Source organism: Rhizorhapis suberifaciens (genome assembly GCF_014200045.1).
In the GTDB taxonomy this organism is placed as follows: Bacteria; Pseudomonadota; Alphaproteobacteria; order Sphingomonadales; family Sphingomonadaceae; genus Rhizorhapis; species Rhizorhapis suberifaciens.
Genome location: NZ_JACHOV010000004.1, coordinates 185,834 through 203,988 on the forward strand (window position 1 = coordinate 185,834; position 18,155 = coordinate 203,988).

Sequence of the window (18,155 nt, forward strand, 5' to 3'; positions counted from 1 at the left end):
TGCGCCAGAGGAGAAAACAAATGCAGCTGATCTACCCCGTGCCGCTGGATTGGCGCGAACGTGGCAAAGTCGATGCTGAAAGCTATGCCAGGGACTATGCCCGTTCCTTGTCGGATCCAGAGGCTTTCTGGCTTGAGCAGTCGCGCCGCCTGGACTGGATAAGCCAACCCACCATAGCCGATGAAAGCAGCTTTGACGCAAGCGACTTTGGCGTACGCTGGTTTGGCGACGGAGTACTCAATGTCTCCGCAAACTGCCTGGACCGGCATCTGGCCGAACGCGGGGATGACATCGCCCTTATCTGGGAACCCGATGACCCTTCGGAATCGCCAAGACGTTTTACCTATCGCGATGTCCATGCCGAGGTATGCCGCTTTGCCAACGTCCTGAAGGGCCAAGGCGTAAAAAAGGGTGATCGCGTGACGCTTTATCTGCCGATGATCCCCGAAGCAGCGTTCGCGATGCTGGCCTGCGCGCGGCTGGGCGCTGTCCATAGCATTGTTTTTGGCGGCTTTTCTCCCGACGCGCTCGCGGGCCGCATCACCGATTGCGACAGCCGATTTCTGATCACAGCCGATGAAGGTCGCAGGGGCGGCAAGACCGTGGGGTTAAAGGCCAACGCCGATGCAGCGGCAAAGCTGGTCACCTGCCTTGAAAAAATGATTGTCGTTAAGGCGACCGGTGGCAATGTCCTTATGCAGGCGGACCGGGACCACTGGTATCATGAGCTTGCCCAGCAGGTGAGCTCTGAGTGCGAACCCGAGCCGATGAGCGCCGAGGATCCCCTCTTCATTCTTTATACCTCGGGCTCGACCGGCAAGCCCAAGGGCGTGCTGCATACTTCGGGGGGCTATCTGCTCTGGGCGAGCCTGACGCATGAATTGTGCTTCGATTATCGGCGCGGTGAAATCTATTGGTGCGCGGCAGATATAGGCTGGGTCACGGGACACAGCTATATCATCTATGGCCCACTCGCCAATGGCGCGACCACCTTGATGTATGAGGGTGTGCCGAACTGGCCGAGCCCATCGCGTATCTGGGAAGTCGTCGACCGGCACCAGGTCAACATCCTCTACACAGCGCCCACCGTGTTGCGCGCGCTGATGCGCGAGGGCGATGATTATGTCACCGCAACCTCCCGCAAAAGCCTGCGTCTTCTGGGCAGCGTGGGAGAGCCGATCAATCCGGAGGCATGGCGCTGGTATCATGAAGTGCCGGGCGAAGGGCGCTGTCCCATTGTGGATACCTGGTGGCAGACCGAAACGGGCGCTGCCCTGATCGCCCCGCTGCCCGGCGCCACTGATCTGAAACCCGGTTCAGCCACTAAACCATTGTTCGGCGTGGAGCCGCAGATCGTCGATGGTGAAGGCCATGTACTGAAAGGCCCCTGCGAAGGAAATCTGGTGATCGCTCGAAGCTGGCCGGGTCAGATGCGCACCGTCTATGGCGACCATGAGCGTTTTTTCCAGACCTATTTCAGCACCTTCCCCGGCAAATATTTTACGGGCGATGGGGCGCGGCGGGACGAGGACGGCTATTATTGGATCACCGGGCGCGTCGATGATGTCATCAACGTGTCAGGCCACCGCATGGGCACTGCCGAGGTCGAAAGCGCCCTTGTTCTCCACCCCAAGGTCGCAGAAGCCGCAGTCGTCGGCATGCCCCATGAAATCAAGGGGCAGGGCATTTATGCCTATGTAACGCTGAATGCCGACCAGGAACCGTCAGAAGAGCTGCGTAAGGATCTGGTCCGCTGGGTCAGGCAGGAGATCGGCCCCATCGCCACCCCCGACGCCATCCAATTCACCACGGCTCTTCCCAAGACCCGTTCTGGCAAGATCATGCGCCGCATCCTGCGCAAGATCGCGGAGGGCGACACCTCCTCATTAGGCGATACATCGACGCTTGCCGATCCCGGCGTGGTGGATGGCCTAATTGCCAACAGGATAGGGTAGAGCCTGATAACTTCAAGTTACTCGGTTGGTCCCAAGCGAAGTCGAGGGACGACGGGTAGATATGGCATATCCCCGAATTACTGCGCGACCCACTGGGCGACCTGATCGGCGACGTCATTAGCGGCGTCGTTAAGCGCGCCGCCCACTGGGACGGCGTCGATTTCGCTTACCGGTCGTGTCGCGGAAAAACGCTTCTTTGTCACGGTGGAGCCGTCCGAACCCAGCAGGGTCGCATCATAGGTGACAAGCGCCTGCCGCGAACGGGCATCCACGCCGAAGCGAAGAAGCTCCCCTGACAATCTTGTCGCTGGCTCACCTCCGAACAGACCGGGGTCTAGGATCACCCGATTGGTCTTGGCGGAGATGACTTCCGAAAGGAGCCGCTGAAAAAGGCGGCCAGGCTGATCCACCCATTGCCCGCCCTTGAGGTACGCCACGGAAACATCGTCAATCTGCACTGGCACCCTGCTGGTTTCCAGCATGCGCGGTGTTTCGGGGAAGCCGACGATGAGACTGTTCCCCGTTGCGCCTGTCCGCAAAGTGCCTCCATCCAGGCTCGCCTTGGCGCTCAACGAAAGCAGGCGCTCAGGCGGCTTGGCTCCAAAGTTCACGCAGGCGGCAACAGGCATGGTGAGCAACAGAAGAAGAAGGCGGCGCATAGGCTGTCTCATTTCCCTTCATAATCCGGCAGCTTGGGTGATCCCAACAGCGATCCGGCTCCCTGCTGGTCGACTTTCTCCGCAACCGCGCTCAGCGACTTGGACATGGTGCGCAGGTCGCGGACGAGCAGGTCGACCTCCGGCATGGTGCGCGTGGAGAAGGTGTGAAGGCCGGGACGGGCCTCAATCATCGCAGCGTCAAGGTTTTCCATGCTTCTGCGCGCCGCCTGCACCGATTTCTGCAGATCGGCGACCAGGGGGCGCCCTTGCTTGTCCAAAATATCGTTGCTCGTCGCCGCCAACCTGGAAATTTCATCGGCCGCCTTTGCCGCTTGCGCCACGGCCAGGCGGGTTTCCGCCAATGTCGCTGCAATTTCGGGAGCGCGATCAGCAAGCGATCCGGACAATTTCTCGACATTGTCCAAAATCGCCGCGATGCTCCTTTGGTTGCGGTCCGAAAGCAACTCGGTCAACCGTTCGGTGAGGGTGGACAAGCGTTCTACCAAAAGAGGCGCGTTATTAAGGAGCTCACCCAGCGCACCTGGCTTAGTTGGAATGACCGGCACGCCATCGGGGCACTCGATTTCAGGATTTTGGATAGGACAGGTGATCGGCGGCGCACCTTTGACCGCGCCGTCAAGCTGGATTTCAGAGACGCCGGTGAAACCGACGCCCTGAATCGTCGCCGTCGTTCCTTGTAGAACCGGAAGATCTTCCTTCACCGCTATTCGGACATGGACGAAACTCGGGTCCCGATCCCACAATTCGATTTCCTGCACCTGACCGGATGGAACCCCGGAAAAGCTGACGCTTGAGCCCTTGGCCAAGCCGTTCACAGACTGCTTGAAATAAATGTCATACTGCTTTTTATCGCCCTCGCCCAAACGGGCGAACCAGAAGGCGGCAATGATCACCGCAGCCAAAAGAGCCAGCACGACACTGCCGACCAAAATGTGGTTGGATCTTGTTTCCATCAGTCCCTACCGCCCTTTGGCTGCTTATGACCGGCCCCGCCGCTTCCGTCTACTGCCGAGGGCTCCGAGGCGCCCCTGGCGGCACGGCTGCGCGGACCGTTGAAATATTCCTGGATCCAGGGATGGTCCGTCGCCAGCAATTCATCGATCGTACCCACGGCAATCACGCGCTTATCGGCAATTACGGCGACCCGATCGCAGATAGCATATAGCGTATCGAGATCATGAGTGATGAGGAACACCGTCAGGCCAAGTGTGCGTTGCAAGCTGCGCGTTTGCTCATCAAAAGCGGCCGCGCCGATGGGGTCTAGCCCCGCCGTCGGCTCATCGAGGAACAAGAGATCGGGGTCCAGCGCCAGGGCGCGCGCAAGCCCTGCACGCTTTTTCATGCCACCCGAAAGCTCTGCAGGAAATTTGGGTCCTGCCTCGGAAGGAAGGCCGGCCATGCGGACCTTGTAGGCCGCGATCTCGTCCCGGAGATGAGGGTTGAGCCTGGGGTAATATTCCCGCAGTGGCACCTCGATATTTTCAGCAACCGTCAATGTCGAAAACAAAGCGCCGCCCTGGAACAGCACGCCCCAGCGTTTGCGGATAGCAAGCACCTCGTCATCGGCCCGCCCAATCATGGGTTCGCCGAAGACCTTAATCTCTCCCAGATCCGGAGACTGCAGGCCAATGATAGAACGCAGCAATACTGATTTGCCAGTGCCCGAACCGCCCACGACACCCAATATTTCTCCGCGCTTTACCTCCAGGTCGAGATCCTCATGCACCACCTGATCGCCGAAGCTGTTGCGCAGGCCGCGTACGCAGATGGCGATGTCATTGCCCTCAATCGCCTGTTCTACGCGCTTTTCTTCGGCCGCAGCCTGTTCCTCTTCCTCGGTCATATCCAGCCGACCCAGGTGAAGAAGACCGCAAAGAAAGCATCCAGCACGATCACGAGGAAGATCGCCTGTACGACGGCAGATGTCGTGCGCAGGCCCACTTCTTCGGCGTTGCCCTTGACCTGCATGCCTTGAAAGCAGCCGGAAATGGCGATGATCATGCCGAATACGGGGGCCTTCACCAACCCTACGTAAAGGTCGGTGATGGGCACCACTTCACGCAGGCGCTGGATAAATGTGATGGGCGGTATGTCGAGCGAAATGGCGCAGAGAAACCCGCCGCCGACAATGGCAATGATTGACGAATAAAAGCCCAGCAGCGGCATCATGATCACCGCGGCAAGCGCCCTGGGTACGACAAGCGCTTCCATCGGGGATACGCCGATCGTCCGCATGGCGTCGATCTCTTCGGTAAGCTTCATGGTGCCCAATTGCGCAGCGAACGCCGATCCGGAACGCCCCGCGACCATGATCGCCGTCATCAATACGCCCAGCTCCCGAAAGGTCAGCCGGCCCACTAGATTGACCGTCAGAACTTCGGCCCCGAACTGCCGGAGCTGAACCGATCCCTGTTGCGCGATCACGATGCCGATAAGGAAGCTCATCAAGCCGATGATGCCAAGCGCGGACACGCCCACGACCTCGAACCGCTGCACCACCGCATTGATGCGGAAGCGCCCGGGATGACGCATGACATTCCAGAACGCCACCAATGTCCCGCCAAAAAAACCAAGCAGTCCCAGCAAGGTCTGCCCCGCAACCGCGGTCGCCTCGCCAATTTCTCCCAGAACGCGGCGGAATGGGGAGACATAGGGCGGATGCAGCTGGATTGGCTCGTCTGCCCTGCTTACTTCATCGATCAGACGTTGGGCGTCGGCGTCAGCGCCTTCGATCCGTGCATCCTGGGCGCGGGCAGTGCGGTGGACCAACCATGCTCCGATGGTATCGATATGATCGACAGCCGAAATATCGAGCGCAATGACATCGCCCCCCAGGCTCGCCAAGCGGTCCGGCAAATCATCAAGGTGAGCAATAGACAGATTCCCGGTCAGCCGAATGACCCGGCCGCCATCCATTGCCTCCTCGTAATAATCCGCCCTGTTGGTCATTTGCGCTAGACAGTGGGATATTATCGATGGCACGGCAAGCGCAAAGCGGCGGAATTTTGTTCAAGGAACAGGAATGCAACGAAAAATCTGGATGCGCTGATGACCAAGCCGATTACCAGACTGGCCTTTTACGACATGGATCGCACGATAACGGTCAAGGGCACTTACACCCCTTTCCTGCTGCATGTCGGCAGGCGGCTGGCCCCCTGGCGGCTGGTGCTGGCGGCTTGCATACCCTTTGTAATGCTGGCCTATATACTGCGCCTGATACCCCGGTCCCGCCTGAAGGAAATCAATCAGTCGCTGATGATTGGACATAATGTGCGCCGTGCGACCCTGCAGCCGCATATAGAAAGCTATGCCGATAAGGTGATGGCCCGAAATGTGCGCAGGGGCGCGATCGAGCAGATCGCGCAGGACAAGGCCGCAGGCTATCGGTTGGTGCTCGCGACCGCCTCTTACCGGCTCTATGTCGAAGCGATCGCCGCCCGCTTGGGTTTTGATGCGGTTATCGCAACTGATCATCTCAGTCAGGACCTGGACTATGTGCGGGCCAAGATCGCCGGTGAGAATTGCTATGATGCGGCCAAGCTGCGCATGATTCAGGACTGGATGGCCAGTCAGGGCATCAATCGCTCGGCCTGCCACATCCGGGCCTATTCCGATCATGTTTCGGATGCGCCCATGCTGGAATTCGCCGATGAGGGCTTTGCCGCCAATCCACATCCGCCCCTCGCCAAATTGGCGCAGGTGCGGGGATGGCCGCGGTTTGACTGGCCCTGAGTTCCTGATCCGGCGAATGGCGTCCCAATCGCCAATTTATTCTGGATGTTTCTAGCCATAGCATTCATAGCCGCGTTATGCAGCAGGGCCCCCTCATGATTGCCAAAAGCAAGGACAGCGCCGAATTCCCCCTGGGATTCGTTGAATTCGTTGCGCTGATTGCCTCAATGATGGCGCTCAATGCGCTTTCCATCGATCCGATGCTTCCCGCCCTCCCGGCGATAGGAGAAGCGCTGGGCATCGCCGAGGAAAACCACCGGCAATGGATCATAAGCAGTTATTTCCTTGGCATGGGCGTGGGAGCAATATTCTACGGTTCGCTTTCCGATCGTTTCGGACGCAAACCCGTGTTGCTCGTTACATTGAGCCTGTATCTTGTAGCGACAGTGTTCTGCACGGCGTCGGGCAGTTTCGCCATGATGCTGGCCGGCCGCATAGCCGCCGGTTTCTTTGCCGCCGCTGTACGCGTGGTGGCGATCAGTATCGTTCGGGATCGCTTTGTCGGCGACCGAATGGCGAGCATCATGTCGACAATATTCATCGTCTTCATGATCGTTCCTGCCCTCGCACCCGCATTTGGACAGATCGTGCTCTACATCGCCAATTGGCGCTGGATCTTTGGCGTGCTTTTGTTGTTGGGGTCAATTGTCACGCTGTGGGTCGCATTCAGATTGCCCGAGACCCTGGCTGAGGAGAACCGCATCGGCATACGCATCGCTGATATCGCGGCGACCTTTGGCCAGATTGTCGCTCACCGATCATCCTTTGGCTATATGATGGCGACAGGCGTAGCCATGGGTGCGCTGATCGGCTTCATCACGTCCATTCAGCAGATCTTCTTTGACGTCTTTCACGAGCCCGACATCTTTCCCTTCGCCTTTGCTGGAATGGCGGGCTTTCTTGCCGCGGGCAGCTTCTTCAACAGCCGCCTGGTCGAACGCGTCGGCGCCCGCAGGTTGAGCCAGGGATCGCTGATAACGTTGATCCTTGTCTCGGCGGGGCATGTTTTGGTCATTCTTTCGGCAATGGAAACCGTATGGACCTTCAGTTTTTTGCAGGCCATATCACTGCTTTGCTTTGCATTAACCAGCTCCAATTTCGGGTCCATCTCCATGGAGCCGTTCGCACGAGGAGCCGGGGCGGCATCGTCCTTCCAAGCGTCGCTGACGACGTTATTGTCGGTGCTTCTGGGTGCCATCATCGGCTCCCGATTCGACGGGACCACGCTGCCGTTGGCGATAGGCTTCCTGCTTTGCGCCATTGGCGCCCTGCTCTGCGTTCTTTGGGCGGAGCGCGGAAAGCTGTTCACCCGGCCCCACATCCCAAAGATGCCGCTTCCCTGCCGATAGCCTTGCTTCGAGGCCGGAAACCCGCCCTCAAGGCCAATGTCAACCCAGGCTCTTGCTGACCTGTTCGGTGACGTCCTTTGAAAGGTCGGGCGTGGACAGGATGCGCCGTAGCTCCGCCTGCATCTTTCCTCCCCTCTGCTCATCGAACCGACGCCAGCGGCCCAGCGGCGGGACGAGCCGCGCGGCCGTTTGGGGATTGAGCTTGTCGAGCGCGATGATAGCGTCCGCCAAAAGCGTGTAGCCCCTTCCGGATGCGTGATGAAATCCGAACTGATTGGCCGCAAAGGCCCCATAAAGCGCCCGCGCCCGATTGGGATTGGAAAGCGTGAAATCCCGGTGGGTGGCGAGTTCTGCTATCTGGTCAACCGCATCCTCCCGCGCGGCCAGAGCCTGGGTCTGGAACCATTTGTCGAGTACCAGCGCGTCATGGCGATAACGGTTGTAGAAAATATCCAACGCCGCCTCCCGCTCTCCGCTGAAACCGTTGGCGAGCACCGATAGAGCGCCCTGTCGTTCGGTCATATTGTCGGCCTGCTCGAATTGCGTGAAGGCGCGCTTCGCTGCGTCAGGCGTTGCCATGGCGTTCAGATAGGCAAGCGCCACGTTGCGCAACCGCCGCGCCCCCTTTGCAGCAGGTGACAACGAAAAGCTGTTGACGGCTGTGCGGGCATGGACCGCTCGCCATTCCTGCTCCATCCGCTGGCCAATCTTGCGCCGCAATTTTTCCCGGGCGGCATGGATCGCGTCAGGATCGACGATGCTCATCTGATCGCCCAAATAGCTTTCGCTCGGCAAGGTCACCGCGTCGGCGATGAAGGCATCATCCAGCCCAGGGTCAGCCAGCGTCCGGCGCACCGCCTCCAGAACCGGAACATCGTCGGAGGCTCGACCCGAGATCATGGCGATAAGGACATTCACCATCAATTGCTGCATCGCCTCATATCGGGCGAAGGGGTCGTCATCATGCGCCGACAGGAACGCAAGCTCCTCCTGAGTGCGATTGGTTTCCACGATCACCGGAGCAGAAAATCCGCGGTTGATGGAAAGGACCGGAAGATCGGCAAAGCCTTCGAACTCGAATTGCTGCCGTTCGCTGGTGAGCAGCAACAACTGTTCCCCAGGATGCTCATTGCTGTTCCGATCGAACAAGGCGACGCGAAGCGGAATGGTCATGGGATGCTGGTCGGTCTGGCCCGACGCAAGCCGATTATGCTGTTCAAGCGAAAGCGTAGCCCGTCCGGTCGGCGCGTCATGCGTCAGCAAAGCTTTCACGCGGGGCGTTCCTGCTTGCTCATACCACAGGCGGAACTGCGAAAGATCAATGTTCCCGCCATCCTCCATGGCCCGTACGAAATCCTCGCAGGTTACCGCCTGGCCGTCATGCCGGTCAAAATACAGGTCGGTGCCCCGCCGAAACCGCTCTGTCCCCAGCATCAGCGCCATCATGCGGATGAGTTCAGCACCCTTGTTGTAAATGGTCGCCGTATAGAAATTCGAAATCTCCATGTAGGATTCCGGTCGTACCGGATGCGCCAGCGGTCCATTATCCTCCGGAAACTGGGCCGCCCGAAGCACGCGGACATCCTCGATACGCTTGACCGCCGCAGAGCCCATATCGGCGGAGAATTGCTGGTCGCGAAAGACGGTGAAGCCCTCCTTCAATGACAGCTGAAACCAGTCGCGACAGGTGACGCGGTTGCCCGACCAGTTATGGAAATATTCATGCGCCACCACGCCTTCGACGGCATCATAGTCCGCGTCAGTGGCGGTTTCAGGATCGGCCAGAATGTAGCGTGAATTGAAGATATTGAGCCCCTTATTCTCCATCGCGCCGAAATTGAAGTCGCTCACGGCCACAATATTGAACACGTCGAGATCATATTCGCGCCCATAGGTCTTCTCATCCCAGGCCATGCTGTTTTTGAGCGCGGCCATGGCATGACCCGTCCGCGAAAGGTCCTCCTCGCGCACCCATATGCCCAGCTGGACCTTGCGCCCGGACAAGGTGGTGAAGCTGTCCTCATTGACCTTCAGATTGCCCGCCACCATTGCGAAAAGGTAACAGGGCTTGGGGAAGGGATCATTCCACTGCGCCCAGTGCCGGCCATCCGCAAGCACGCCGTCGGCCACAGGATCGCCATTGGCCAGCAGGATCGGGAAGGCGGCGCGGTCGGCTTCCATCCGGACGCTGTATTTGCTCAATATGTCGGGACGGTCGGGGAAAAAGGTAATCCGCCGAAACCCCTCCGCCTCGCATTGGGTGCAGAGCAGGCCGCCGCTGGCATAGAGTCCCATCAGCTGCGTGTTGCTTTGGGGACAGATTTCGACCAGCGTTTCCACTTCATGGGCCTCGCCCGGCAGTTCCAGTACAAGCGCCCCTGCCTGCAGGTTCCAGCCATCCTGGTCACGGTCGGCCCCATCGACTTTCACCGCCAACGGCACCAGCCCGTCTCCGTCCAGTCGCAAGGGCCGGCTATGCTCGCCATTGCGCGTGACCTTCAAAACCGCGCGCACGCGCGTCACTGCCGGGTCCAAGGCGAAATCGAGCGTGATCTCCGGCACCAGCCAGTCCGGCACGCAATAATCCTCGCGGCGAATGACGATGGGACTCGGAGCTTGTGCGTTTTGAATATCGGCCATCATTTTTTCCTACTTTGCCGCGTCACGGCGCACAATAACTTGCGAGGGTCTTTTCCGCTCCAAATGACGGAGAGATGAGGATAAGACGACGCCATGCCTCACATGATGATATTCGGTCTGGGTTATACAAGCACAAGGCTTGCCGCGCGGTTGCGCGCCATAGGCTGGCGAGTGAACGGGACGCGAAGGGTTGCAGATGGAGAAGCCACGGCTTTTGACGACCGTAAAACCGTGTTGGACCTTATTGCCGATGCGACCCACATCTTGTCCTCCGTACCGCCTGACGGGAATCGGGATCCCGTTTTAAAGACTTATGGCGCGGCGCTGGCGCAGGCGCCCGCTATTTGGACCGGCTATCTGTCTTCGACCGGCGTTTATGGTGACACGGGCGGTGCTTGGGTGGATGAAAGCGCGCCCATTGGCGGGGGCCGGCGAAATGCCAGAGCCGAAGCGGATATGACGTGGCAGGCATTGCGAAAGGATGTGAGGATTTTCCGGCTCCCTGGAATTTACGGCCCAGGACGCAGCGTGCTTGATCGCCTAAGATCGGGCAAGGCGCACCGCATCGAAATGCGAGATCAGGTGTTCAGCCGCGTTCATGTCGATGATATCGTGTCAGGCATATTGGCGGGGCTTCATGGCCCGTCCGGCCTGTACAATCTCACGGACGATCTGCCCGCCAGCCAGAATGATGTCATCGAACATGGCTGCTCCCTGCTCAACATCGCTCCGCCGCCATTGATGACATTGGAGCAAGCAGCGCTCCTGCCCCCCGCACGCGCCTTTTATTCGGAGAACCGCCGTGTGGCGAACGGCAAGGCCAAGCGCGTACTGCAATGGAAGCCGCAATATCAAAGCTATAAACAAGGCTTGGCGAGCCTGATCAGGGAATGATCCTCGTCCGCATTGCGATGGCCATCCCCGCGAGCGAGAGCGCCGCTCCGATCGCTGGCAAGGCTGACCAGCGATATCCTTCAAAGAGCGTCGAAAGCAGCATCGCGAGGACTGGCACAACCAGGTTGACGTAGGATGCCGGGCCCGCGCCGATGACCTGGATCAAACGAAAATAGAGAAGAAATGTGGCGACGCTTGCTGCAAGCGCCAGATAGATAAGCCCTGCCCAATAGCTGGGCCGGCTGTCGAACACCGGCGGTCCGTGGAATATCAGGGCGACGGCCGCATCCATGACCGCGCCGAACAGCATCCCCCAGGCCAGGAGGGCCGCCATCGGCAACCTTCGCGCGATCTGCGCGCCTTGCATCACGTTCGAAATCGAACACACCATGATTCCGGCGAAGGACAGAATGATGCCGAGCAGCACCTTGTCGGCCGCCACCTGCGATACGCGATATTCGTGCAGCAAAAGCAGCGCGACTCCGGCAAGCGCAAGGGCGGAGCCGGCGAGGAAGCGCCCGCTTAACGGCTCACCAAAAAAAGCCCGGGCCAGTAAGCTATTGGGAATAAGGAGCAGCGCGTAAAGCAGCGCTACGATGCCCGAGGTCAGGAACTCTTCCGCCAGATAGACCAAATAATAGTTGAGCACGAACAGGGTCAGGCCCAGCCATAAGGCGAAGATCATGCCTTCCCGACCGACCTTCAGGGAAATAGCTTTCACGCGGGCCAGCAGGAACATCCCTGCCGCCGCGACAAAAAATCGGTAGGATAGTGACCATGCAGCCGGGACGCTTCCCAACTGACCCAGAATGACCAGCCAGGACGATCCCCAGATCAAGCTTGTAATGGCAAAGGGAAAGAAAACGCTGCCAGTCCTTGCTGACCTCGCCTTCATAACGCGGCGATGGCCTCGGCCAGGGTCTGCACATCCTGGGCGCTATGATGCCAGCTCGTGACCAGCCGCGCCGATCCGTCATCCCAGTCATAAAAGTCGAAACCTGACGCGCGCAGAGCTTCGCTTTCATGGGGCGCAAGCCGGATGAAGACTTCATTGGCCTGTACCGGATAGAGGCATCTCGGTCCCGCCGCCTGGGCAAGAAGCGCGGCAGCTGCATTGGCGGTCTGGGCATTTTTTAGCCATAGATCGCCCTCCAGCATCGCAAGAAGCTGCGCCGCCAGATAGCGTCCTTTGGACAATAGATGGCCACCCCGCTTGCGGCGGTATAGCGTAGCCGCCCCCAGTCCAGGCCGGAAAAAGACCAGCGCTTCGCCGATCATGCCGCCATTCTTCACGAAGCCAAAGCTCAGCGCGTCCACACCTGCCCGCCAAGTCACATCGGCGGGATTGCAGCCAAGATACGCCACCGCATTGGCAAATCGCGCGCCGTCCATATGAAAGCCCAAATTCCGCTCGCGACAGAGTTGTCCAAGGGCCGCCACCTCATCAGGCGTATAGACCAGGCCATATTCACTTGCGTTGGTGATCGACAGCGCGCTCGGCCGTACCTGATGCACATCATCGCGAATGGTGGCCAATAAGGCCGAAACCGCCCCAGGCGTCAGCTTCCCGTCGGTCCCCGGACATGTCATCAACTTGGCGCCATGTGTGTAGAATTCAGGCGCGCCGCATTCGTCTTCCTGAATATGGGCTCGATCATGGCATAATATCGCGCCGTGCGGTGGACAGAGCGCTGCCAGCGCAAGGGCATTTGCAGCCGTCCCGGTCGGCGCCCACAAAGCCCGAACTTCCGTGCTGAAAAGCGCGGAGAAAGCATCGTCGAGCTGCCGGCTCCATTGGTCGCCGTCATAGGCCGTGTCGGTCTGATTTGCCCGGACAAGGGCTTCCATCACTTGAGGGCAGGCCGGAGCGGCGTTGTCGGAGAAAAAGCGCATGGACCGTTTCTGCGGTCGGAAGGTTCTCAAGGTCAATGGCTTAACTCTCCGCAAAACGGCTGGACGCTCTAAACGGTCATGCTAGTAAAGCGCCATGACCGCCAATGATCCCTCCGCACCTGCAGTGCGCTACAGCATTGCCGCCATCATCCTCCACTGGCTGCTCGCCGCGGCCCTGACTTTTCAATTGGCGATGGGTCTTGGCTTGGAGGATTTAGGAGCGAAAGCTTTTGCCCAATATCAGCTTCATAAATCGGTTGGCATAGCGATCCTCCTGATGACGCTGCTGCGGATCGGGGTGCGTTTAGGGGTGCCTCGCCCCTCTCCCGCCGAGCGGGGCTGGCCAGGATTCCTCGCATCGGCCGTCCATGCCGGTCTTTACGTTTTCATGATCGGCGCTCCGCTGACCGGATGGATGCTCGTATCGACGGCGAAGATAAAAGTGCCCACGCTATTATTCGGGACGGTCCCACTGCCCCACCTGCCCCTGCCTGATGGTTTTGGCGGGCTTTCATCCGGCGCACATGAAGTGCTGGCATATCTCGGCATAGCGCTCATCCTTCTGCACATAGCCGGAGCGGTCAGGCACCATTGGCTGCTGCGTGACGGGCTTATATACCGCATGACGCCTGTGCGATCCTGGATGGCCGCGGTGCTGCTTGCGGCATTGCTGCCTGCGGGATGGGTCGCGGGTCGGACATTGTTGACCCCTTCGCAAACGCCTGCGGCAGTACCGTCCCCTAGGGCAGCGCAAGTTCTGCCAACAGCTGACGTTCGCCAAGTCGCAGATATTGCGGCGGTCAATGAAATGACGCCCGCCGCAAAAGAGACAGAGGCTGAAGAGACCGCAGAGGCCAAGGATGACCGCCCGCCGCCGTCATGGACCATTCTTCCAGGCGGCACGCTGAATTTCGCCGCCGCCTATGGCGAGGACAGTTATAATGGCAGTTTCGGCCGTTGGTCGGGTGAAATCGTCATGGATCCGGACAAGCCGGAAAGCGCCAGCATCCGCATCGACATCGACATGGCCAGCGCCACGATGAACGACGCTACGCAAAACACTATGCTGGCCGGTGAGGATTTCTTTGCGGTCTCGCAGTATTCCAAAGCGGTATTTCGTTCGACGAAGGTGCAGAAGATCGGCGCCATGGCCTATCGAGCCAATGGGACACTAACTCTCAAAGGAATTTCAAAACCTCAAACCATCCGATTTGACCTGGCGGGTAGCGGGCGCAAACGGCACGTCAGAGGGTCAGCAACGGTGGATCGGCTGGGCCACAATGTTGGATCAGGCAGCGACTCGCAAGGCATTGCGCCCAACGTCAATGTCAGTTTCGCATTTGATGCAGAGACCATGACATCGACAAACTCATCAAAAAAATGAGCAATCTCGGCCAAGTTGACTAGAACAATATCACCAATAGGAGAAGTATCAGCAAAGCTGTTCCGATACCAATATACATGACTAATTCCTGTGCTTATATTTACCTCATCCTGAAATAACGATCCCAACCCCATAACTGTTCCGTGCCCATACGCGAGCCTATATCCCTTAGACAAGCCGATAGGGATCGAACAAAATCTTAACGCCTCAAGCGCATTATCGGTAAAGCGCCGAAGCGAGCGGCTGGCATGCCGACTCGTCATACAGGCGCTTGCGCCAACGCCCGCTTTGTGGCTTTGGGTCCGCGTCTCAAACCTTATGGACGATTATGCTCGGATTCGCCGCCTTCGCTTTCAGTTTCCTGACGATGTTCATTTTCTCCAGCGTTACCCGCAATAAGCGGGATCGGCGCGCTCATTCGCCAAAGCTGCAGCTCGCAGGCTATTTTCTCTGTGGCATCCTTTTTGGCAGTGCAGCATTGCTGGCCATGGTGGCGGCGGTGGGCATGGTGCCGCTGGGCTGAACGCTCCTGTCAGGCCAAAGGCCTGATCCGCGGGTGCTTGTCGAAATTCTCGAACCTCTCGCCAACCTTCACTTCGGCGACCTGCGCTGCGTCCAGCTTCGCCTTATGAGCGGCCATTTGCATCAGCATGTCCATTCGGATGGAATAAAGCCTCGCCAGTTCCTGATGAGCACGCCGCGCATAGGCGCAGCCTGCCTGCTCGATGCTTTCCAGTTCCTTCTGGTAACGCTGACGCAGATAAATCATGTCGGACATATTGGCGCGCCCTCCCCGGTGCTCACAGCTTCAACGAGTGACGCGCCGCGTTTAATCCCGGACCAAGAAGTAAATTGACCTTGTGTTCTACCAACCGAGGCAGCGACGGTGTCGCTCGTGCCGCTAACATTTGTCATAACTCAGATGAAGGCCGCGCTTGCGATGATGGATGACGGACATGCTCTGGGGCCGATCGGCCTCAGAATATGTTATCATTAACCGATCGCATCTTAGGATCAGTGACGATGGCCACCGAACTGAAGCCAAAGGCCGGCGCGCAGCCGCCGACATTTCACGACGCTGACCTGATATCTTGCATAAACGCGCTTCTCGAGCTCGATCGAAAAGTTGCGTTCCTCGTAAGGGAAGTGCAGGCACAAGCCCGAGATCTGCTGGCGGCGTCGCACCAACATATCGCGGCCCATCGCCTTGGTATCGGCAAAAGCGATGCGATAGCCAAGCTGAATGAGATGATGCTGACCCACCGCAATAAAGCCGGGCCAGTCGGAGCAGATGGTGAGGCATGGGAGCATGGATTCCTTGAAGCCTGGGCCATCGCGGCCCGGTTCATCTATCTCATCCAGCCACAGACTGGCCAGGAACGGGACGATGGTTTGGAAGAAGCGGCTAATTGGCACGATATCAGAGCCGACAGGCACCGACGCCATGTAGGTAGCCAGACAAACGCACTCCGCCATGAATATTACGCCGCCGAAATCCGCTCCCTGAAGGGCCACGTGGTTGGTGCGGAAGAGCCTGATGAATTGAGGCAGGGACAGAAAAGCACGGATACAGGGCCAGTGACATCTATGGTCATTCGCCGCGGTCGCGACATTAATGCTGAATTGACTTGGAAAGACGACAACGACAAAGCAGCTGACGAGAGCTAGGGCGTAATCGCATCGAGCGATGCTTCAATCGCCTCAAGCACTTCCGCCGTTTTCGCTACCCGATATGACAGGCGAACCATCCATTTCGCCGGCTTCGTATACCTCGCCGCCGCCGTGATCTGGCTACGTTGAATGTCGATCCGGCCTAATAAGACGCGGCACGCCTCTGGCCTTGTTGGGCAGCAGCGGCTCAATCACGCGCCACTCGAAATCGGTCAGATCATATCGGCCATGCCGACCCTGAATCAGCTTTCAGGCCGAAATGAAAGCGAGCATCATTTGGATGGAGGTGAGCTATGACGGCACGGGTAACCGGATTGAACCATATCACGCTGGCAGTCGCCGATGTTGAAAGGTCATTGACCTTCTACCGCGACCTGCTCGGATTGGCCGTGCGTGCTGTTTGGCCAAATGGTGCCTATCTCGAAGCTGGGCCGCTTTGGCTCTGCCTGTCCCATGACACTGAGACGAGGACATCGCCACATCCCGACTATACCCACCTCGCCTTCAGCGTTTCCGAGGCAGACTACGCTAATCTGAGCGAGTGCCTAGTTGCTGAGTGCGTTGTGTGGAAGGAAAACAAGAGCGAAGGGGCATCCACCTACTTCCTCGATCCAGACGGGCATAAGCTTGAAATCCACATCGGATCGCTTGAAGCGAGACTGGCCCACTATCGCGACAACCCATCCAAGGGGGTAACGGTTTTCGACTGACGGAACTCGGGCCCTTTATGAGTTCACGACCTATATAGTCGTCGTGGAAACAGGGGCGTAACACTCGATACCTTTAGCCGAGCCATCCCCCGCTGCCTACCTCTTGGCGGACATGGCTCAGCATGATGTCACGAGCTTCTTTACGTGAAGAAAAACGGAAGTCTTTGCGCTCGGCAGACTCGCGCCAGAAAATATCGATGCTGGAGGCTCCGTGACCTCGAACATAGGAAATGGAAACGTGGCACAAAGTGCGCTGCCGTTTCTCTGTTTGATTTTCTTCCGATGTGGGAGGCGCAAGGCTGTCCATAGAGAGCATCGCTTCGATCCGTTGGATCAACTCAGCGACTACTCTATTACCAGCAACAGCGCAGTCCTCTTCCTTATGAGAATGTGATTTCGGGGAACTGCTTTCAGTGCTCCCCGCCAAATCTTTCTTGTTTGGCATAATGCTTCCCTGTCCGGTGCGAAACCCGGATGGCAGTGTTCGGTCGATCGCCGTTTTCCTGCCAGTCCTTGGCCCCCCTCTTGAGCAGATCCCGGCACCCCACATGCCAGTATTCCCACCCGGGGACTGCTATATGCCATGGACACCCTTCATCTCAATATGGCTGAAAGCATTGTGCGCGACTCTTATGGGCTATGTCCGGCTGGTGAATTTGGGCCGGTGCTTTTGTCAGGGTCATTTCGCCCTTGCTCTACCGGCTTATCCTCGGGCGGTTTTGTTTCGAGCAGATATTTTTCGGCGAGTCGCAACAGGGACAGCATGACCAGCCCCAACACGATGCCAACCGCCACCAATGCGTATTGGCCCGCCCCGCAAGCGATGCCGATCGTGGTGGTCAGCCAGATATGCGCGGCGGAAGTAAGGTTCTGTACGGTGCCCGACTGTACGAAGATGAGGCCGGCCGCGATAATTCCAAGTGCTGTCGCCAGGCCTTCGATGACGCGAAGGGGGTCGGGCTGTGCGCCCGGCTGACGCAGTTGATAGAAAAGCAGCAGCGAGGAAATAGTGAGCACTGCCGCGCTAAGAGCGATCAAGCCGTGAGTGCGAAGGCCAGCAGCGCTGCCCCGCAATTCCCTATCGAGCCCCAGCGCGAGTCCGGCAACGGTTGCGGTCCCCAGCCGCAACACTATGTCCGGCATCAGCCCCAGCAGGGGCAAATTCTCGTTGAGCATGTCCGCCGTAATGCCCTCCTGCAGCCGCTTGTCGCCGGACAATAACGGCCCAAGCCGCTATTCGTTTCTCA

At 58.5% G+C, this 18,155-nt stretch carries 18 protein-coding genes; 8 read left to right on the forward strand and 10 right to left on the reverse strand.

Going from position 1 to position 18,155, the window contains the following annotated elements:
* Nucleotides 1–20: 20 nt before the first annotated feature.
* Complete coding sequence (gene acs / locus HNQ99_RS06780; RefSeq protein ID WP_184474878.1) at nucleotides 21–1,955, forward strand: acetate--CoA ligase; 1,935 nt, start codon at nucleotides 21–23, stop codon at nucleotides 1,953–1,955.
* A gap of 77 nt (nucleotides 1,956–2,032) precedes the next feature.
* Here acs and HNQ99_RS06785 read toward each other — a convergent pair whose 3' ends face one another.
* From HNQ99_RS06785 to HNQ99_RS06800, 4 genes are read right to left on the reverse strand one after another with little or no spacing between them, the layout of a single operon-like run.
* Nucleotides 2,033–2,614 (reverse strand): ABC-type transport auxiliary lipoprotein family protein, encoded by a 582-nt coding sequence (locus HNQ99_RS06785; RefSeq protein ID WP_246414679.1) that lies wholly within the window; start codon nucleotides 2,612–2,614, stop codon nucleotides 2,033–2,035.
* Between the two features lie 8 nt (nucleotides 2,615–2,622).
* The gene (locus tag HNQ99_RS06790) at nucleotides 2,623–3,588 is read right to left on the reverse strand and encodes an MlaD family protein (protein WP_184474880.1); all 966 of its coding nucleotides are present in this window, start codon (nucleotides 3,586–3,588) and stop codon (nucleotides 2,623–2,625) included.
* Nucleotides 3,588–4,478 carry an ABC transporter ATP-binding protein gene (locus tag HNQ99_RS06795; RefSeq protein ID WP_184474881.1) on the reverse strand — a complete coding sequence of 297 codons (891 nt, stop codon included), beginning with the start codon at nucleotides 4,476–4,478 and terminating at the stop codon, nucleotides 3,588–3,590. Before HNQ99_RS06795 ends, HNQ99_RS06790 begins: the two co-directional genes overlap by 1 nt.
* Nucleotides 4,475–5,584 carry an ABC transporter permease gene (locus HNQ99_RS06800; protein ID WP_184474882.1) on the reverse strand — a complete coding sequence of 370 codons (1,110 nt, stop codon included), beginning with the start codon at nucleotides 5,582–5,584 and terminating at the stop codon, nucleotides 4,475–4,477. Before HNQ99_RS06800 ends, HNQ99_RS06795 begins: the two co-directional genes overlap by 4 nt.
* Before the next feature lie 99 nt (nucleotides 5,585–5,683).
* Between HNQ99_RS06800 and HNQ99_RS06805 the strand changes: the two genes are divergently transcribed.
* Nucleotides 5,684–6,367 carry an HAD family hydrolase gene (locus HNQ99_RS06805; protein WP_184474883.1) on the forward strand — a complete coding sequence of 228 codons (684 nt, stop codon included), beginning with the start codon at nucleotides 5,684–5,686 and terminating at the stop codon, nucleotides 6,365–6,367.
* Nucleotides 6,368–6,462: 95 nt separating this feature from the next.
* On the forward strand, nucleotides 6,463–7,716 hold the full coding sequence (locus HNQ99_RS06810; RefSeq protein WP_184474884.1) for a multidrug effflux MFS transporter: 1,254 nt from the start codon (nucleotides 6,463–6,465) through the stop codon (nucleotides 7,714–7,716).
* Nucleotides 7,717–7,755: 39 nt separating this feature from the next.
* Here the strand turns inward: HNQ99_RS06810 and pepN are convergent, their stop codons facing one another.
* Nucleotides 7,756–10,356: an aminopeptidase N gene (pepN, locus tag HNQ99_RS06815; protein WP_184474885.1), complete on the reverse strand. Its 2,601-nt coding sequence runs from the start codon at nucleotides 10,354–10,356 to the stop codon at nucleotides 7,756–7,758.
* A gap of 93 nt (nucleotides 10,357–10,449) precedes the next feature.
* On the opposite strand from pepN, the gene HNQ99_RS06820 reads away from it, so the two are divergent.
* A complete protein-coding gene (locus HNQ99_RS06820) occupies nucleotides 10,450–11,250 on the forward strand; it encodes a Rossmann-fold NAD(P)-binding domain-containing protein (protein WP_184474886.1) in 801 nt (266 codons plus the stop codon).
* Here the strand turns inward: HNQ99_RS06820 and HNQ99_RS06825 are convergent.
* Nucleotides 11,240–12,145: a DMT family transporter gene (locus HNQ99_RS06825; RefSeq protein WP_184474887.1), complete on the reverse strand. Its 906-nt coding sequence runs from the start codon at nucleotides 12,143–12,145 to the stop codon at nucleotides 11,240–11,242. The genes HNQ99_RS06820 and HNQ99_RS06825 overlap by 11 nt on opposite strands.
* Nucleotides 12,142–13,143, reverse strand: coding sequence for a threonine aldolase family protein (locus HNQ99_RS06830; protein ID WP_184474888.1), 1,002 nt, complete (start codon nucleotides 13,141–13,143; stop codon nucleotides 12,142–12,144). Before HNQ99_RS06830 ends, HNQ99_RS06825 begins: the two co-directional genes overlap by 4 nt.
* A 94-nt stretch (nucleotides 13,144–13,237) precedes the next feature.
* Between HNQ99_RS06830 and HNQ99_RS06835 the strand changes: the two genes are divergently transcribed.
* On the forward strand, nucleotides 13,238–14,527 hold the full coding sequence (locus tag HNQ99_RS06835; RefSeq protein WP_184474889.1) for a YceI family protein: 1,290 nt from the start codon (nucleotides 13,238–13,240) through the stop codon (nucleotides 14,525–14,527).
* A 328-nt stretch (nucleotides 14,528–14,855) separates the two neighbouring features.
* The gene (locus tag HNQ99_RS06840) at nucleotides 14,856–15,050 is read left to right on the forward strand and encodes a hypothetical protein (RefSeq protein WP_184474890.1); all 195 of its coding nucleotides are present in this window, start codon (nucleotides 14,856–14,858) and stop codon (nucleotides 15,048–15,050) included.
* 9 nt (nucleotides 15,051–15,059) lie between these two features.
* Here HNQ99_RS06840 and HNQ99_RS06845 read toward each other — a convergent pair whose 3' ends face one another.
* Nucleotides 15,060–15,305, reverse strand: a complete 246-nt coding sequence (locus HNQ99_RS06845) for a hypothetical protein (RefSeq protein ID WP_184474891.1) — start codon at nucleotides 15,303–15,305, stop codon at nucleotides 15,060–15,062.
* 245 nt (nucleotides 15,306–15,550) lie between these two features.
* Here HNQ99_RS06845 and HNQ99_RS06850 point away from each other — a divergent pair, with 245 nt between their 5' ends.
* Nucleotides 15,551–16,195 carry a hypothetical protein gene (locus HNQ99_RS06850; protein WP_184474892.1) on the forward strand — a complete coding sequence of 215 codons (645 nt, stop codon included), beginning with the start codon at nucleotides 15,551–15,553 and terminating at the stop codon, nucleotides 16,193–16,195.
* 296 nt (nucleotides 16,196–16,491) lie between these two features.
* On the forward strand, nucleotides 16,492–16,908 hold the full coding sequence (locus HNQ99_RS06860; RefSeq protein WP_184474893.1) for a VOC family protein: 417 nt from the start codon (nucleotides 16,492–16,494) through the stop codon (nucleotides 16,906–16,908).
* Between the two features lie 73 nt (nucleotides 16,909–16,981).
* Here the strand turns inward: HNQ99_RS06860 and HNQ99_RS06865 are convergent, their stop codons facing one another.
* Both HNQ99_RS06865 and HNQ99_RS06870 read right to left on the reverse strand, forming a co-directional pair.
* The gene (locus HNQ99_RS06865; RefSeq protein WP_184474894.1) at nucleotides 16,982–17,353 is read right to left on the reverse strand and encodes a hypothetical protein; all 372 of its coding nucleotides are present in this window, start codon (nucleotides 17,351–17,353) and stop codon (nucleotides 16,982–16,984) included.
* A gap of 185 nt (nucleotides 17,354–17,538) precedes the next feature.
* Complete coding sequence (locus HNQ99_RS06870; protein WP_246414688.1) at nucleotides 17,539–18,126, reverse strand: MgtC/SapB family protein; 588 nt, start codon at nucleotides 18,124–18,126, stop codon at nucleotides 17,539–17,541.
* Between the last annotated feature and the right edge of the window lie 29 nt (nucleotides 18,127–18,155).

What these genes read in the sequence shown, in the direction of transcription:
- HNQ99_RS06785 (WP_246414679.1), bottom strand. Translation starts at nt 2,614, where the DNA reads ATGCGCCGCCTTCTTCTTCTGTTGCTCACCATGCCTGTTGCCGCCTGC.
- HNQ99_RS06840 (WP_184474890.1), top strand. Translation starts at nt 14,856, where the DNA reads ATGCTCGGATTCGCCGCCTTCGCTTTCAGTTTCCTGACGATGTTCATT.
- HNQ99_RS06800 (WP_184474882.1), bottom strand. Translation starts at nt 5,584, where the DNA reads ATGACCAACAGGGCGGATTATTACGAGGAGGCAATGGATGGCGGCCGG.
- pepN (WP_184474885.1), bottom strand. Translation starts at nt 10,356, where the DNA reads ATGGCCGATATTCAAAACGCACAAGCTCCGAGTCCCATCGTCATTCGC.
- acs (WP_184474878.1), top strand. Translation starts at nt 21, where the DNA reads ATGCAGCTGATCTACCCCGTGCCGCTGGATTGGCGCGAACGTGGCAAA.
- HNQ99_RS06850 (WP_184474892.1), top strand. Translation starts at nt 15,551, where the DNA reads ATGGCCACCGAACTGAAGCCAAAGGCCGGCGCGCAGCCGCCGACATTT.
- HNQ99_RS06790 (WP_184474880.1), bottom strand. Translation starts at nt 3,588, where the DNA reads ATGGAAACAAGATCCAACCACATTTTGGTCGGCAGTGTCGTGCTGGCT.
- HNQ99_RS06795 (WP_184474881.1), bottom strand. Translation starts at nt 4,478, where the DNA reads ATGACCGAGGAAGAGGAACAGGCTGCGGCCGAAGAAAAGCGCGTAGAA.
- HNQ99_RS06810 (WP_184474884.1), top strand. Translation starts at nt 6,463, where the DNA reads ATGATTGCCAAAAGCAAGGACAGCGCCGAATTCCCCCTGGGATTCGTT.
- HNQ99_RS06835 (WP_184474889.1), top strand. Translation starts at nt 13,238, where the DNA reads ATGACCGCCAATGATCCCTCCGCACCTGCAGTGCGCTACAGCATTGCC.
- HNQ99_RS06825 (WP_184474887.1), bottom strand. Translation starts at nt 12,145, where the DNA reads ATGAAGGCGAGGTCAGCAAGGACTGGCAGCGTTTTCTTTCCCTTTGCC.
- HNQ99_RS06845 (WP_184474891.1), bottom strand. Translation starts at nt 15,305, where the DNA reads ATGTCCGACATGATTTATCTGCGTCAGCGTTACCAGAAGGAACTGGAA.
- HNQ99_RS06860 (WP_184474893.1), top strand. Translation starts at nt 16,492, where the DNA reads ATGACGGCACGGGTAACCGGATTGAACCATATCACGCTGGCAGTCGCC.
- HNQ99_RS06830 (WP_184474888.1), bottom strand. Translation starts at nt 13,143, where the DNA reads ATGCGCTTTTTCTCCGACAACGCCGCTCCGGCCTGCCCTCAAGTGATG.
- HNQ99_RS06820 (WP_184474886.1), top strand. Translation starts at nt 10,450, where the DNA reads ATGCCTCACATGATGATATTCGGTCTGGGTTATACAAGCACAAGGCTT.
- HNQ99_RS06805 (WP_184474883.1), top strand. Translation starts at nt 5,684, where the DNA reads ATGACCAAGCCGATTACCAGACTGGCCTTTTACGACATGGATCGCACG.
- HNQ99_RS06865 (WP_184474894.1), bottom strand. Translation starts at nt 17,353, where the DNA reads ATGCCAAACAAGAAAGATTTGGCGGGGAGCACTGAAAGCAGTTCCCCG.